Origin of the sequence: Flavobacterium sp. IB48 (assembly GCF_016405855.1) — a bacterium.
GTDB classification, from domain to species: domain Bacteria; phylum Bacteroidota; class Bacteroidia; order Flavobacteriales; family Flavobacteriaceae; genus Flavobacterium; species Flavobacterium ginsengisoli.
On the sequence record NZ_JAEFCA010000002.1, the window covers coordinates 81,761 to 96,703 of the forward strand.

General features: G+C 31.9%; 14 protein-coding genes. 5 read left to right on the forward strand and 9 right to left on the reverse strand.

Annotation, left to right across the window (positions count from 1 at the left end):
* Positions 1-22 precede the first annotated feature (22 nt).
* Both JC605_RS07475 and msrA read right to left on the reverse strand, forming a co-directional pair.
* Positions 23-1,591, reverse strand: a complete 1,569-nt coding sequence (locus JC605_RS07475; protein ID WP_198855603.1) for a YdiU family protein — start codon at positions 1,589-1,591, stop codon at positions 23-25.
* A 187-nt stretch (positions 1,592-1,778) separates the two neighbouring features.
* Positions 1,779-2,312, reverse strand: coding sequence for a peptide-methionine (S)-S-oxide reductase MsrA (gene msrA / locus JC605_RS07480; protein ID WP_198855604.1), 534 nt, complete (start codon positions 2,310-2,312; stop codon positions 1,779-1,781).
* A 184-nt stretch (positions 2,313-2,496) separates the two neighbouring features.
* On the opposite strand from msrA, the gene JC605_RS07485 reads away from it, so the two are divergent.
* Positions 2,497-3,984 (forward strand): aminotransferase class V-fold PLP-dependent enzyme, encoded by a 1,488-nt coding sequence (locus JC605_RS07485; RefSeq protein WP_198855605.1) that lies wholly within the window; start codon positions 2,497-2,499, stop codon positions 3,982-3,984.
* A 360-nt stretch (positions 3,985-4,344) separates the two neighbouring features.
* Here the strand turns inward: JC605_RS07485 and JC605_RS07490 are convergent, their stop codons facing one another.
* The 6 genes from JC605_RS07490 to JC605_RS07515 all read right to left on the reverse strand — a co-directional run bounded on the left by JC605_RS07490 (position 4,345) and on the right by JC605_RS07515 (position 9,078).
* Positions 4,345-6,087 carry an APC family permease gene (locus JC605_RS07490; protein ID WP_198855606.1) on the reverse strand — a complete coding sequence of 581 codons (1,743 nt, stop codon included), beginning with the start codon at positions 6,085-6,087 and terminating at the stop codon, positions 4,345-4,347.
* A 103-nt stretch (positions 6,088-6,190) separates the two neighbouring features.
* Positions 6,191-6,661: a nuclear transport factor 2 family protein gene (locus JC605_RS07495; protein ID WP_198855607.1), complete on the reverse strand. Its 471-nt coding sequence runs from the start codon at positions 6,659-6,661 to the stop codon at positions 6,191-6,193.
* Positions 6,662-6,708: 47 nt separating this feature from the next.
* Complete coding sequence (locus tag JC605_RS07500; RefSeq protein ID WP_198855608.1) at positions 6,709-7,233, reverse strand: hypothetical protein; 525 nt, start codon at positions 7,231-7,233, stop codon at positions 6,709-6,711.
* Between the two features lie 13 nt (positions 7,234-7,246).
* On the reverse strand, positions 7,247-7,723 hold the full coding sequence (locus tag JC605_RS07505; protein WP_198855609.1) for a hypothetical protein: 477 nt from the start codon (positions 7,721-7,723) through the stop codon (positions 7,247-7,249).
* Positions 7,724-7,729: 6 nt separating this feature from the next.
* Positions 7,730-8,407, reverse strand: a complete 678-nt coding sequence (locus JC605_RS07510; RefSeq protein WP_198855610.1) for a peptidoglycan DD-metalloendopeptidase family protein — start codon at positions 8,405-8,407, stop codon at positions 7,730-7,732.
* 5 nt (positions 8,408-8,412) lie between these two features.
* Complete coding sequence (locus JC605_RS07515) at positions 8,413-9,078, reverse strand: spermidine synthase (protein WP_198855611.1); 666 nt, start codon at positions 9,076-9,078, stop codon at positions 8,413-8,415.
* Between the two features lie 64 nt (positions 9,079-9,142).
* Between JC605_RS07515 and JC605_RS07520 the strand changes: the two genes are divergently transcribed.
* On the forward strand, positions 9,143-9,694 hold the full coding sequence (locus JC605_RS07520) for a 1-acyl-sn-glycerol-3-phosphate acyltransferase (RefSeq protein WP_198855612.1): 552 nt from the start codon (positions 9,143-9,145) through the stop codon (positions 9,692-9,694).
* Positions 9,695-9,778: 84 nt separating this feature from the next.
* Here the strand turns inward: JC605_RS07520 and JC605_RS07525 are convergent, their stop codons facing one another.
* Complete coding sequence (locus JC605_RS07525; protein WP_198855613.1) at positions 9,779-10,231, reverse strand: helix-turn-helix transcriptional regulator; 453 nt, start codon at positions 10,229-10,231, stop codon at positions 9,779-9,781.
* Between the two features lie 312 nt (positions 10,232-10,543).
* Between JC605_RS07525 and JC605_RS07530 the strand changes: the two genes are divergently transcribed.
* From JC605_RS07530 to JC605_RS07540, 3 genes are all read left to right on the forward strand, one after another.
* Positions 10,544-11,698 carry a M14 metallopeptidase family protein gene (locus tag JC605_RS07530; RefSeq protein WP_198855614.1) on the forward strand — a complete coding sequence of 385 codons (1,155 nt, stop codon included), beginning with the start codon at positions 10,544-10,546 and terminating at the stop codon, positions 11,696-11,698.
* A 77-nt stretch (positions 11,699-11,775) separates the two neighbouring features.
* The gene (locus JC605_RS07535) at positions 11,776-12,255 is read left to right on the forward strand and encodes an Lrp/AsnC family transcriptional regulator (RefSeq protein ID WP_008468989.1); all 480 of its coding nucleotides are present in this window, start codon (positions 11,776-11,778) and stop codon (positions 12,253-12,255) included.
* 92 nt (positions 12,256-12,347) lie between these two features.
* Entirely contained in the window at positions 12,348-14,933 is a 2,586-nt protein-coding gene (locus JC605_RS07540) for a phosphoenolpyruvate carboxylase (RefSeq protein WP_198855615.1), read from the forward strand.
* The last annotated feature ends 10 nt before the right edge of the window (positions 14,934-14,943 follow it).

The window sequence follows — 14,943 nt, forward strand, 5'->3', positions numbered from 1 at the left end:
TTTTAATCTGTGGCAAATAAATTTAAGAACTACAAGATAGCATAGAACAGCCAACCTTAGTTCTAGCCCAATCTGGGCGTTTTGCAAACCATTTTTCAAATTCTGGTTGTTCATCGTACGGATTTTTCAAAAGCTGAAATAATTCATCAACCAAAGAATAATCCTCTTTATCTGCAGCATCAATTGCTAATTGTGCCATATAATTTCTCAGAACATATTTTGGATTAATTTGATTCATTTTTAAAACTCTTTCTTCATCAGAAAGCAATTCAGAGTTTAATCTCTTTAAATAAACTGCAAACCATTTTTGCCAAGCATCGAGTACATTTCCTTTTATCTCTTCTGGAATATAAAATGCATATTCTACTTTTTCAAAAGCTTGTTCTACAGAATCATCTTTTTTAATCTTACTAAGATTTCTAAAAAAGATGGTCATATCAGTTTCTGACAATTGTAAAATTTCTTCTAAACCTTTAATTATTTTATCATCAGCTTCACTTGAAGTAAACAGACCTAATTTACTTAAGAACATTTCTTTATATTCAGACTCAAATTCAATTATAAATGAATCCAGAATTTTTTCTAAAGGAGCGGCTTCATTAATTAACGGATAAAGTGCATTGGCTAATTGAAACAAATTCCATTGTGCAACTTGCGGCTGATTTCCGAAACGATATCTTCTATTTTGTCTGTCTGTTGTATTTGGAGTCCAATCTGGATCATAGTTTTCCAACCATCCGTACGGACCATAATCAATAGTAATTCCATGAACTGACATATTATCAGTATTCATTACTCCATGAACAAATCCGACACGTTGCCAATGCAGAATCATTTCGCGAGTTGTATCGGCAACTTTCTGAAAGAATTGTAAATATTGTTCTTTTGGTTCTCCTTTTATTTCAGGAAAATAGTGTTGAATTGTGTATTCAACAAAGTGTTTCAAGTTTTTTAGTTCATTTCTAGCTGTTAACATTTCGAAACTTCCAAAACGAATAAATGAAGGAGCAACACGACAAACAATTGCACCTTTTTCGTATGCAGGATTTCCGTTATATAAAACATCTCTTAACACCTGATCTCCAGAAAGAACAAGCGAAAGCGATCGAGTAGTTGGAACACCCAAATGATACATTGCTTCGGCACATAAATACTCTCTTATAGAAGAGCGTAAAACTGCCAAACCATCTGCAGTTCTTGAATACGGAGTTTTTCCAGCACCTTTTAGTTGCAATGTATAAAACTGATTATTGTTTTCAACTTCAGTTAAATTGATTGCGCGACCGTCGCCCAATTGTCCTGCCCAGTTTCCAAATTGATGACCAGCGTAACACATTGCATAAGGTTGTGATTCTGGAAGAATTTCTTTTCCAGAAAATATATTTAGAAATTCTTCTGAGTGAATTTCATCTTTAGAAATCCCAACTAATTCTGCAACTTCTTCAGATGCATGAATCAATTTTGGATTTGAAGGCTTTACTGGATTTACATATGAAAACAGTGTGTTTTTAACCTGACGAACTTCGTTTGTCAAATCTGGATCTGCTGGTAGTTCGGCAGTAAATCGATTATTTATTCTAAGATTTTTCATTTTGTTTTCTTTCTATATGCCACAGATTACACAGATTAAAAAGATTTTTTTGTTTGCCACGAATTACACAAATTTCCACTAATTTTAGGTTTAGTTAGAATAACATTCGTGAGAATTCGTGTAATTCGTGGCAAATAGAGAATAAATAAAAATTTTTCAATCGATATAATCTGTGGCAAACTTAAATTTAGCCCATTAACATATCAGCGTACATTTTTTTAAGTTTTTGAATTTTTGGATCAATTACAACTTGACAGTATCCAGCTTCTTGATTTTCATTATAATAATTTTGATGATAATCTTCAGCTTCATAAAAAACTTCAAAAGGTTTTAATTGCGTTACAATTGGATCGCCATATGCAGGTTGTACTTCTTCAAATACTTTTTCTGCAATCTCTTTCTGTTCATCATTATGATATAGAATGATAGAACGATATTGCGTTCCACTGTCTCCGCCTTGACGGTTTAAAGTCGTTGGATCATGACTTGTCATGAATATAAAAATTAAGTCATGATATGAAATTATGTCAGGATTGAAAGTCACTTGTATTACTTCGGCGTGTCCAGTTCTTCCTGTACATACTTCACGATAAGCAGGATTCTTTATAAATCCGTCTGAATAACCCGATTTTATTGATTCGACACCTTTTAAACGCTGAATTACAGCTTCTATACACCAAAAACATCCGCCACCAAAGGTAGCTACAGATAAATTTTCCATAAATAATACTTTCTTTAAAGTTTAATGCCTATTAATTCGATAGGATATTATGATAATTTATTAAAAAAAAGTTGTTTTAACTAAAAATACCAAACGGTAATATAGTGTTTGAAGTTTACTATTGATAAATTCGCAATTTTATAAAAAACTATATATATTTGCAATCAAACACAAGGCACAACTAATGGATAGCAAAAATAGTACCATGACCCTGGAAACTTACTTTCAGGAATTTAGACAAAATATTGTCGGTATAAATCAAGAATTTACTTCGCCTTATGGCAGAAAATCAATAATTTACACAGATTGGACTGCCAGCGGAAGATTATATCGCCCAATTGAAGAAAAACTGCTAAATGCATTTGGACCTTTTGTAGCCAACACGCATACAGAAACGACTGTATCTGGTACTGCTATGACAAAAGCGTATCATCATGCAAGACATATTATTAAGCGTCATGCTAATGCAAATCATGATGATGTTTTGATTACAGACGGAACTGGAATGACGGGAGTTATCAATAAATTTCAGCGTATTTTAGGATTGAAAATTCCAGAAAACTTGAAAAGCTTTACAAATGTCCCTGCCGAGAAAAAGCCAATTGTTTTTATTTCGCATATGGAGCATCATTCTAATCAGACTTCTTGGTTAGAAACTATTGCAGATGTTGAAATTATTCCGTCTTGTGAAAAAGGACTTTTTAATTTAGAGAACCTTGAAACTTTACTTGAAAAATATAAAGATAGAACGATAAAAATTGCTTCTATTACAGCATGTTCGAATGTTACGGGTTTAAGAACGCCTTTTCACGAAGCAGCAAAATTAATGCATCAATATAATGGTGTTTGTTTTGTTGATTTTGCTTGTTCTGGACCTTATGTAGAAATAGATATGCATCCAGCAGACCCAGAATCTTATTTAGATGCTGTTTTTATGTCTCCGCATAAATTCTTAGGAGGTCCAGGAACATCTGGTGTTTTAATTTTCAATAAGAAATTATACAACAATATGATTCCTGATTGCCCGGGAGGAGGAACGGTAAGTTGGACAAATCCGTGGGGAGAACATAAATATATTGATAATATTGAAGATCGCGAAGATGGAGGAACTCCTGGTTTTCTTCAGGTTATCAAAACTGCTTTGGCAATTGAGCTAAAAGAAGAAATGGGAATTGAGAACATAATGGAGCGTGAGCACGAAATTGTGGATTATGTTTTCTCTCAATTAGAACCAGTTGAAAATATTAAAATTTTAGCAGGTCAGCATAAAGAACGTCTTGGTGTAATTTCATTTTTTATTGATGATCTTCACTTCAACTTAGGAGTTAAGATTTTAAATGATCGTTTTGGAATTCAGACTAGAGGAGGGTGCAGCTGCGCAGGAACTTACGGTCACTATTTATTGCATGTTGATCAAGAAACATCTAATAAATTGGTTAATGAAATTACGATTGGCGATTTAATCAAAAAACCGGGATGGATTAGAATGTCGATTCACCCGACAACTACTGATGAAGAAATTGCTTTTGTTTGCAGAAGTATAAAAGAGTTAGCTACAAATCATAAAGCTTGGGCTTTGGATTATTCTTATGATAAAGAGCGTAATGAGTTTATTCATAAAGATGCAACTTCTTTTGAAGATGAATTAGTAGAAAGCTGGTTTAAATCTTAAGCTCTAATACTTAAAAAGCTTATATTCTTTTAGCCACAGATTAAAAAGATCAAAGGATTTATAAAAAAACTGTCTGAATCTTTCTAATCTGTGGCTAGTTTTTTTAACGCAAAAAGAGCAAAGATTTTTATAGATTTTGTGTCATAATCTTTGTGTTTATAGAGGTCGAAAAGGAGAAAACATGACTTTTTTTACCAAAGTTTCAGAACTGTTGAGTTTGTTATTTCTTATGAAAACTAAACTTCTAATTTAGCCCCGATAGTAGTGGAAATCCTTTTGTGGTGGGGTTCACCACAAAAGATTGAAACGAATAGCAGGACTGGACGTCTTGAGAAAACGAATTTTTCTGCTTTTAAAAAATTACATAATCAATCGAACACCACCTAAATCGGCAACACGATAGGAGAATTTATTTCCTGGCGATCCGATAAACATAAAGTTTTTTGGGATTTTCCATTTTTCAGAAAGTTCATCAATGATTTCTGGACCAAATACACCGTCAATTTCTATGTATTCAATGTCTAGCCCTCCATAAGCACGATCTAAAACTTCTAAGTCTTTCTTTAGTACTTCGTTGTCTACAGTGTCTTTTTTAACATGAACAATTTTTAATTTCTTAGTTGTTTCGTTGTCTTCAACGTATTGCAAAACTTTATTTAAGATTGTTATATCGTCTCCTTTTGTAAAGAAAACAAATTCTTGCGAATTGATTTCAGAGCTAAGTTTCTCCAAATAACGATTACTGAGAATCACCATTTTACGTAGCGGCTGATAGAAATATTCTAAAGCTTCTATTAATAAACGGATTAAGGTAACGCGATTGAGCATAATTCCGATAAAGATTAAGGCCGGAACCATGTATTGCAAAAAAGTGTAAAATGAATTGATATTAAGAAGCATGTTTCCGAAGAATGCAGAAATCACCGAAGCTACTGCAATAACAACTGAAATACCACGAGCGCGCTCTGGTCTAGGAAGTTTTCTGCGTTTGTATTTTAAGAGTAAATTTCCAATTCCGAAAAGTGCCATTACAGCTAGGAAAGAAAAGGTATAAACTCCAGCTAAAGATTCTAAATGTCCGTTTGTTGCGAAAAGCACTGAAATACAAAGAATTAAAAAACTTAAAACAATTCTATAGTGAGAACCTCTTTTATTTTGTTTTAAAAAATAATTAGGTAAAATACGGTCTAATGTCATTCGATTTAAAAGCCCAGAAACTCCCACAAATGAAGTCAAAACGGCTCCGCAAAGTACCATTACAGCATCAATAGAAATGAGCCAAGCAAGCCATGAACCACCAGTGGTTTCTCCTAAATGTGCCAGAAGCGATTCCTTGTTTTCGCCTACTTCTGTAAGTGGAATTACACTTATTAACAAAATAGCAATTACTGGATTGAAGAAACTCACTATTCCCCACATGTTACGAAGTGTTTTTGGAAAAACGCCTTGTTCTTGTTCTTCTACAAAGTTGGCTGAGCTTTCAAAACCAGAAATTCCTAACATAGCTGCAGAAAAACCTAGAAAAAGAGCTGTTTCAATACTTCCAGCCGTAATTGGAGTTTGCCAATTAATATGAAAAGTATCTAAACCATGAGTCAAAACAAACCAGATTGATGCCAAAACAAGTAAAGCCAAGGTTCCAATATGCGTCATAAAAATAATAACAGCCACAAATGCAGATTCTCCGATTCCTAAAATAGCTAATCCTGTAAAAAGTACTAAAACTACCACCGTTGCTATAGTTACATTAAGATTCTCAAAGATTCCGTGTAGGTAATGCATTCCTTCAGAAGCTGAAATTACAGCAGTTGCCATATAAGATAAAACCGTTAACGTTGCAGCCAAGGAAGCTAAACGTTTTGTTGAAGTGTTTAATAAAACATTGTAAGCTCCTCCGTTTAAAGGAATTGCACCAACAACTTCTGCGTAAATTTTTCTGAAAAGAAACAATACTGCAGCAACAATTAAAAGAGAAATCCAAGCATATTGTCCTGCATATAAGATGGTCAAAGCTGAAACATATAGGCAAGAAGAGCTAATATCGTTTCCACAAATTGCAGTTGCCTGTAATTGATTTAATTTTTTGTGTACGATTTCTTTCATCAGTATTGATAATTAACACTTTTAATAAAATTTAAGTAACAAAATAATTATAATCCAACGTAGGCAGATAATGTATGAAATGCGAAAAATACTTTGTGTTGTTTTATTTGCTTTTTTGGAACTGTCTAAGCGCCGATAGTGCTTGTGCCTGAACTTTTTTCTGAAAAAATCCTGTCCATCCCAATAAATAACCGGTTAAGCCAAAGGCTTGTTTTGACCATTTCCAAACGTCAAAGTTATCAGTGTGTTTGATAATCAATCCGTCTTGAAAGATAAATTCGGCCGAGATTTTATTAATAACTTCTCTATTTGTTTTGCTAAAGTTATATGTAGCAGTCCAATTTGCCGAACCAGTTGAATCGTCTGCCTTTACGTTTGAAAATTCGATTTTTAGCTTGCCTTTACTTTTTAAAAGCAACATTTCCCACATTTTAGAAACCTGTTCTTCTTTTAATAAACCAAAAGCGGGATCAATAAAATGAACTTTCGGATGATAGCATTCACTCATTGTTTTAGCATCTGCATTTGCGAAAGCGGTATAGAATTTTGTTATTAAGGCTTCATTTGGATTCATAAAAAAATATTTATGTTAAATATAAGATTTATTAGATTAAAAAATCATTATAAAACACTAATTTCTTTAGCTGTATCAAATGTTTTTTTAGATTTATCAAATGCAGTTGAGAAATACTTCATTTTATTATAAGCTGTAAAATGACCGGTTAGATTTCCAGAAATGTCTGGCCCGCCAACAATTATAAATCGTACAGCATAAATATCTGTCTTTTTAAGTTTTAGCCATTCTGCAGCTGTAAAATAGTAATAAGCAGTTGTTGTTCCGTCTGCAGATTCTTTTACATTTTTGTCTGTACATGCAATAACATCAGCATTTGTCAGATCGACATAAACACCACCAGCTATTTTTGCTTTGTCACTTGCTGTAGAAATGGTTAGTTTTAAAACACCTCCTTTATCTGTTTTAGCTATTTGAACATTGATTTCGCCAGAGTAAGCATATTTATCACAGATAAAAGGGTATTCCTGCGTTGCAGGATAAGGTGCTGAACCTTTAACGCTTATGGTTTGCTGTGCTGAAGCAAAAGTTGAAACAAATAACAACAGGAGTAGTGGAAGTTTAAAATTCATATATATATAGTATTTATTGATCAGCTAATTTGGCATCAAATTTCTCATCCCAATCCATTGATTTTATGGCAGAAATAAGATTGTCTTCATTTACAAAAATGCGCAATTCTTTATTGGCCACTTTTTTGGTGTACAATGCATGATAGCGGTAAATGACTTCATGTTTGGTTTTGTAAACTCCGTCTAATTTTAAGTCTATGAAACTTCCATAGTATTGCCTAAATCTTTGGCAGGTTTTAGTTAAACGCTCTTCTGTAGTGTTTTCCATAACCGATTTAGTTACTTCAGTTTCATTAAAAGGTTTAAATTTTGAAGTGTTACAAGTTTCTAAAACTCTCTTTCCTAAATCATAGGCTTTTCGCTGCTGATTTGCACTTACTTCTTCTACAGAAACTTTTTTAATTTTTAAATCTTCCGTATCTCTACTTACTGTTTTCGATTTACATCCAATTAATAATAACAAACATATAATCAATCCTGCTTTCTTCATAACTATTTAAGTAATTTTTAATAATAAGTTAGGATCGGGACAATTTTCGATATAAAAGTTTAGGTCTTTTGTATTGCATACACCAGGATAATCTCCCCAGTAATCACCAATTTTATGGATAATCTGAAAGTGGACATGCGGCGCATAATCCCCATTTACTAAAGCGCTTCCTAAAGTCGCAATCTTTTCACCTTTCTTAAATTGGTCTCCGATATTTAAATTTTCTATACTTTCTAACGATAAATGTCCATATAAAGTATAAAATTTTTCATTTTCAACTTCATGCTCCAATATAATAGTAGGCCCATAGTCTCCCAATCCAATATTATTTTTAAAACTATGAACTGTTCCATCAAGTGCAGCAAGCACAACTGTTCCTTCTTCTGCCCAAAGATCTAGGCCAATATGAATATTACGTTCTGGTCTAGAAGCATCCAAAAAAATGGGGCTTCTTTGATATAGAAATCTTCCTTCTATATAACCGCCAAATGCAACTTTAGCGCTATTTTCTTTAAGAAAATTTGAAATGTATTTTTCAAAATCTTCTGAGGTATCTAATTTCTGACTTATTAATTCTTCATTTGAAACCGATAAATTTAACGGCGTATATTCTGAGATATTAATTGAGGCATCAATAATTTTAGTAGGTGGTAGAGAATTTAAGATTGAGGCTAGGGGTTTCATGAAATTTAAGCTACTTTATTAATTATTATTAATTCATTGTGGACTTCTATTCGGGGAAGCATTTTGGTTTGAAATAATTTAGGATTTACTTCTGCAACATACTTTCTATTTCTAATATTATGTGCTTCATCTAATATCATGGTATTGAATAAAATAAAACCATCATCTTTTAGAAGCGTACAGATTCTATCTACAAAAAACTTTTCAAACAAGAAATTCGGCATATGAGTGTCTTCAAAAATGTCAATTATAATAAGATCGTACTTATCTTTTGTTTTTAGAACAAATTCAAATGCATCATCAATAACAACTTCCAATTCCTTAATTTGGTAAAGATTAAAATACTTATTAGCAATTTGGATCATATCTGGATCGATTTCTACTCCAGTTATTTTTTCCTTGTATTCAATCTCATTTACTAATGTTTTAACGACACTTCCACCAGCAACTCCCAATAAAAGAATGTGCTCCATTTCTTTAATTTTCTGATAACCAATATTTCTAAGTCCGTATCTTAATATACGTTGCAAACTTCCGTATGAATAATTTGTGTTTTCAGTGTCTAATACTAATTCTCCATTTGCCCACGTGACCTCGATCATTTTGCTTCTGGCCGATTTTTTCTTAAATATTTTTATTGGAATTATGTAACTGAAAAATTTTTGAATCATTTTTTATGCTTTTACTCAAATTTACCATTAAATCTTTTATTTTGCACCAAATATTAAACCTTTAATGAAAAAACTATTATACAAATTCATATTTTTTAAGCTAATGGGCTGGAAAATAGTAGGTATAGAAAATGCCGAAGTAAAAAAATGCATACTAATGGTAATGCCACATACAAGTAATCATGATTTTTATATCGGACTTTTCACTCGCGGAATTTCGGGACTACAGATGAATTGGGTAGGAAAGAAGGAGTTATTTAAATTTCCTTTTGGTTATTATTTTAGAAATGTTGGTGGAGAACCTTTAGATCGCTCTGGAGGATTAAATAAAGTAGATTCTATTGCAGCTATTTTTGACAGAAAAGAAATCTTTCGTTTGGCGGTTGCACCAGAAGGAACTAGAAAAGAAGTAAAAGAAATAAAAACGGGATTTTATTTTATAGCGCTTAAAGCGAATGTGCCAATTGTTCCGGTAGCTTTTGATTGGGGTAAGAAAGAAGTAAATCTTGGAGCGCCATTTTATCCGACTGGAAATTATGAAGCCGATTTTGAAGTTTTGAAAAAACACTATATTGGTGTTCTAGGAAAAATTCCGCAAAATGGGGTAAAACTATAATTTTTGAGATTTTTTTCAAACGCGTGAGAATCGCGTATTTGAAAATTTTTTGAACAGAGAGTCAAATATGCGCTAAATTTTGCATTATGGTGCATAAGCTTTAAAAGTGCCATTTTTGTAAAATAAAACTATTTTTTCAATTTCATCATCTTCTAAATCAAAGTTTGCATTTTTAGGATTTGGTATTTTTTTTGTTTCCGTTTTTTCTTCTGCATTCACTTTTATAGTAGAAAACAAATCTGTGCTTTGATGTTGATTTTGTAAAATAGGAGCGGAGGTTTGCTGAACTTCCTCAACAGTTTGCTTATTGCTTTTTGGAAAAATTCCTTTTCCAATTAAAATCCAATACAGATCAACATCAGGGAAAACCTCCAGAATTTTCATTACAAAATCTAAACTAGGTTTGTTTCTTCCAGACAAGAGATGAGACATACTAGAACGCTGTACACCAATTTTATCAGCAAAGGCAGATGCATTTAAACTGTAATAATCCAATACGGTTTCGAGTCTTTTAACAAAATCATCGATGTTTACCATTGTAAATTTAGATTTTAATTTTTCGTATTTACAAATGTAAACAAAAACAAGCAATACTCCAATCTTGCTGTTGCAATTTTAAAAGTACTTTAGTTTTATGTTAAATATAAAATTTATATGATAACACATAAGTTATTGAAATTAATATAATTATGTCTTAAAAAGCAAACTAATTAGCTCTATTGAAACCAGTTGAAGCTTTAACTAATAAAAACTTTATAAAACTGTTTACAAATCTAAATTATTAAATACTTCTTTAATTTACAATTGTAAAAATAAAGATATTTACTTTTGTAAACTAATCGAAACACAATGAATTTAGAACAGCTTTTTATACAATACAAAGAAAAGTCCATATCTGGAAGATATCTTACTCTAGACCATATTAAACCGCTTTTGGATAAGTTGAATACAAATGGTCAAGTACAGATTATTGGCACATCTGTTTTAGGCGAACCTATATATAGTTACCAAATCGGAACCGGAAAGACACGTGCTTATTTATGGTCGCAAATGCACGGAAATGAAAGTACGACTACCAAAGCTTTATTTGATTTTATTAATTTATTAAATGATGACACGGATTTTGCAAAGCAAATGCGAGATACTTTTACATTTTACTGCATACCAATCCTTAATCCAGACGGCGCAAGACTTTACACTCGTGCAAATGCTAATGAAATAGACCTAAATCGTGATTCGCAAGACTTATCACAGCCAGAAAGCAAAGTATTGCGTGAAGTATTTGAGAAATTCAAACCTGATTTTTGTTTTAATCTTCATGACCAACGCACCATCTTTGGAGCAGGCACAACCGGAAAACCAGCAACAGTTTCTTTTTTAGCTCCATCTTATAATGAGGAAAGAGAAGTAAACGATAATAGATTGAAAGCAATAAATATCATTGCTGGAATCAATGAAGAGCTTCAGAAATACATTCCAGGACAAGTTGGCCGTTTTGATGACTCCTTCAATATTAATTGTATAGGAGACACTTTTCAATTTTTAGGAGTTCCAACTATCTTATTTGAAGCAGGACACTTTCCAGGCGACTACGAGCGCGAAATCACTAGGAAATTCATCTTTTTCTCGTTAATTTTAAGCTTCAAACTGATTTTCGAAAACGATTTAGTTGATAATAGATTTGGTGAATATTTGAATATTTCACAAAATAATGTGGTTTTTTATGATTTTATGTATAAAAATGTCAAAATAAATTATGATGGTATCGAAATTATTACGAATTTTGTCGCACAATACAAAGAAGAATTAATCGAAAATAAGATTCATTTTAATGCTTACATAGTTGAAGTAGGCGAGTTGGAAAATTATTTTGGACATTACGAATACGATGCAAAAGGCGCAGAATATTCCGACGATTTCCAAAATCTTCCTAAAATAGGTCAAAAAGCAAATTTTTATTTAAATAAAAATGTTAAATTTGTTAACGGATTAATAAAAAGTTAATTTTTATGTGAATTTGTTGTTTTTTATATATAATTTTATACTTTGTAATAGCAATTAGTAATATTAATTAAACAATTATGAGTAAATTTCGTTTAGATGAAGTAGATCACCAGATTTTAGATATGTTAATAGACAATACGAGAGTTCCGTTTACTGACATTGCAAAAAAACTATTGATTTCTGCTGGTACAGTACACGTTAGAGTTAAAAAGATGGAGGATGCCGGTATTATCATGGGATCTTCATTAGCCTTGGATTACGATAAATTAGGTTATTCATTTATTGCTTATGTTGGGGTTTTCCTTAACAATACATCTCAAACTAAATTTGTATTGGAGAGAATCAATCAAATTCCATTCGTAACTGTAGCTTCTGTAACTACAGGAAAATTCAACATCTTTTGCAAAATTAGAGCAAAAGACACTAAACACGCGAAAGAAGTTATCTTCATGATCGACGATATTGATGGTGTTTACAGAACAGAAACTATGATTTCATTAGAGGAAAGTATTAACGATAAGAAGCGTTTGATGCATACTATTTTCAAAAATATGTAAGAATTTCTCTTGAATGCTATATTAAAATATAACCTCAAGTTTATTCTTGGGGTTTTTTTATGACTAATTAACCAACCAACTATAACACGATTATGTATACGTTGCCAAAAATTGAGCGTTTTAATCAAGACGTTCTCTCAAAATACCACATTTATAATAGTGTTTTTATAACATTACCCTTTGATTCTATCGATAACACAGGAGTTTTACTCCCTTTATTTACAGAAACTTGCGAAACGGGCTTTAAAAAACAGGAAACTCCAAAAGAAATTGTAGATTTCTTCTCTAATAAATTCTTAAGTAACGCTTCTGAAGCTGAAAAAATCGACCTTATGTTTCGATTTATTCAATATATAGAGCGTCAAATTGTATTATTTGATGCTATTGAAGATGCTGCTTTTCCTGAAGTAAATAATATGGAAGGGCGTGGGTCTCTTCGTGACATTAAAGAAAAATCAGATGCCAAAGAAAAAGATGACGAATTAATTGAATTCTTAGAAAACTTCAACGTTCGTACCGTTTTAACAGCGCATCCAACTCAGTTTTATCCTGGACCTGTTTTAGGAATTATCAATGACTTGACAGAAGCAATTCGTAAAAATGATCTTTTGGAGATTAAACAATTGCTGGCTCAATTAGGAAAAACTCCTTTTATTCAGAAAGAAAAACCAAATCCTTACGACGAAGCGGTAAGTTTAATTTGGTACCTAGAAAATGTATTTTATGCTACAGCAGGAGAAATTGTACATTATCTGCAAAAAAATATTGCGGAAGGAAATCCGATTCAAAATCAGTTAATCAAACTTGGTTTCTGGCCAGGAGGTGACCGTGACGGAAATCCTTTTGTTACTACAGACATTACACTTAAAGTTGCAGATCGTCTGCGAACTTCAATTTTGAAGTGTTATTATGTAGAAATGAGAAATCTAAAACGTAAGCTAACTTTTTCAGGAGTAGACACTTTAGTAGCAGAACTTGAACATAAACTTTACCGTTCTGTATTCTACTCTAAAGGGGATATTTTTATCACTTTAGAAGAATTATCTACGCAATTAGAGAAAATCCGAACTATAATTATTGAGAAACATCAGTCATTATATTTGGATGAATTAGAAGCGCTTTTAGTAAAAATCAATTTATTTGGTTTTCATTTTGCAACTTTAGATATTCGTCAAAACAGCAAAATTCATAATGCAGTTTTCAAAGATGTAGTAAACTACTATCTGAATTCTGGTTCAGATATTTTCCCTAAAAATTATTTCGAATTAACGGAAGATCAAAAAATTGATGTTTTATCAAAAGTTAAAGGGAATTTAAATCCGGCTGATTTTGAAAGTGAAATTACAAGATATACTTTAGAATCTGTTCAAGCTATTAAAACCATTCAGCAAAATAATGGCGAAGAAGGAGCAAATCGTTATATTATTAGTAATAACGAAAGTGCCTTGAATGTGATGGAAACTTTTGCAATGATTCGTTTGAATAATTGGGAAAAGCCGACTGTAGATATTATTCCGCTTTTTGAATCTGTAGACGATTTACAAAATGCGCATTCTATAATGGAACAGTTGTATACTAATCCAGAATATGCTAAACATTTGAAATCTAGAGGATATAAACAAACAATCATGCTTGGATTCTCTGACGGAACTAAAGATGGTGGTTATTTAATGGCTAACTGGAGTATTTATCAAGCTAAAATTTCATTGACAAAAATCTCTAGAGAATACGGAATTAAAGCTATTTTCTTTGATGGACGTGGTGGACCTCCGGCTCGTGGCGGTGGAAAAACACATAAATTCTATGCGTCTCTTGGACCAAAAATCGAAAATAACGAAATTCAGATTACAGTTCAAGGTCAGACAATTAGTTCTAATTTTGGAACATTAGATTCTTGCCGTTATAATATTGAAAACTTGTTGAGTGCTGGTGTTACAAATCAAGTTTTCAGTAAAGAGAAAAATGAATTAACTGCAGATGAGACTCAAATTCTTACTGATTTGGCTAATTTAGGTTATGAAAAATATTTAAGTTTTAAGAATCATCCAAAGTTTATTCCGTACTTAGAAAAAATGAGTACGTTAAAATATTACTCAAAAACTAATATTGGAAGCCGTCCTTCAAAAAGAAGCAAATCTGAATCATTAGATTTTGCTGATTTAAGAGCAATTCCGTTTGTGGGTTCATGGAGTCAGTTAAAACAAAACGTTCCAGGATTCTTTGGAGTTGGTTCAGCTTTAAAACATTTTGAAGAATCTGGGCAATGGGATAAAGTAAGCGATTTGTATCATAATTCATTATTTTTCAAAACATTGCTTGAAAATAGTATGATGTCATTAGCAAAATCTTTCTTGCCATTGACAGCTTATATGAAAAATGATCCTGAGTTTGGTGAATTCTGGCAGATTATCTACGATGAATTCTCAGAAACAAAACGTCTTTTATTGAAAATTGCTGGACACAAAACCTTGATGGAAAATTATCCTGATGGTATTGCTTCAATTCAAATTAGAGAACGTATAGTTTTACCTTTATTGACAATTCAACAATATGCTTTATTGAGAATCAATGAGTTAAATAAAGAGCAAACTCCTGATGAAGAATTAATTAAAGTCTATGAGAAAATCGTAACAAGATCTTTATTTGGAAATACTAACGCAAGTAGAAATTCAGCTTAAAATATAAAAA

Excerpts from the sequence above, each read along its gene's own strand:
- JC605_RS07475 (WP_198855603.1), bottom strand. The coding sequence starts at position 1,591 with ATGAAAAATCTTAGAATAAATAATCGATTTACTGCCGAACTACCAGCA.
- msrA (WP_198855604.1), bottom strand. The coding sequence starts at position 2,312 with ATGGAAAATTTATCTGTAGCTACCTTTGGTGGCGGATGTTTTTGGTGT.
- JC605_RS07485 (WP_198855605.1), top strand. The coding sequence starts at position 2,497 with ATGGATAGCAAAAATAGTACCATGACCCTGGAAACTTACTTTCAGGAA.
- JC605_RS07490 (WP_198855606.1), bottom strand. The coding sequence starts at position 6,087 with ATGAAAGAAATCGTACACAAAAAATTAAATCAATTACAGGCAACTGCA.
- JC605_RS07495 (WP_198855607.1), bottom strand. The coding sequence starts at position 6,661 with ATGAATCCAAATGAAGCCTTAATAACAAAATTCTATACCGCTTTCGCA.
- JC605_RS07500 (WP_198855608.1), bottom strand. The coding sequence starts at position 7,233 with ATGAATTTTAAACTTCCACTACTCCTGTTGTTATTTGTTTCAACTTTT.
- JC605_RS07505 (WP_198855609.1), bottom strand. The coding sequence starts at position 7,723 with ATGAAGAAAGCAGGATTGATTATATGTTTGTTATTATTAATTGGATGT.
- JC605_RS07510 (WP_198855610.1), bottom strand. The coding sequence starts at position 8,407 with ATGAAACCCCTAGCCTCAATCTTAAATTCTCTACCACCTACTAAAATT.
- JC605_RS07515 (WP_198855611.1), bottom strand. The coding sequence starts at position 9,078 with ATGATTCAAAAATTTTTCAGTTACATAATTCCAATAAAAATATTTAAG.
- JC605_RS07520 (WP_198855612.1), top strand. The coding sequence starts at position 9,143 with ATGAAAAAACTATTATACAAATTCATATTTTTTAAGCTAATGGGCTGG.
- JC605_RS07525 (WP_198855613.1), bottom strand. The coding sequence starts at position 10,231 with ATGGTAAACATCGATGATTTTGTTAAAAGACTCGAAACCGTATTGGAT.
- JC605_RS07530 (WP_198855614.1), top strand. The coding sequence starts at position 10,544 with ATGAATTTAGAACAGCTTTTTATACAATACAAAGAAAAGTCCATATCT.
- JC605_RS07535 (WP_008468989.1), top strand. The coding sequence starts at position 11,776 with ATGAGTAAATTTCGTTTAGATGAAGTAGATCACCAGATTTTAGATATG.
- JC605_RS07540 (WP_198855615.1), top strand. The coding sequence starts at position 12,348 with ATGTATACGTTGCCAAAAATTGAGCGTTTTAATCAAGACGTTCTCTCA.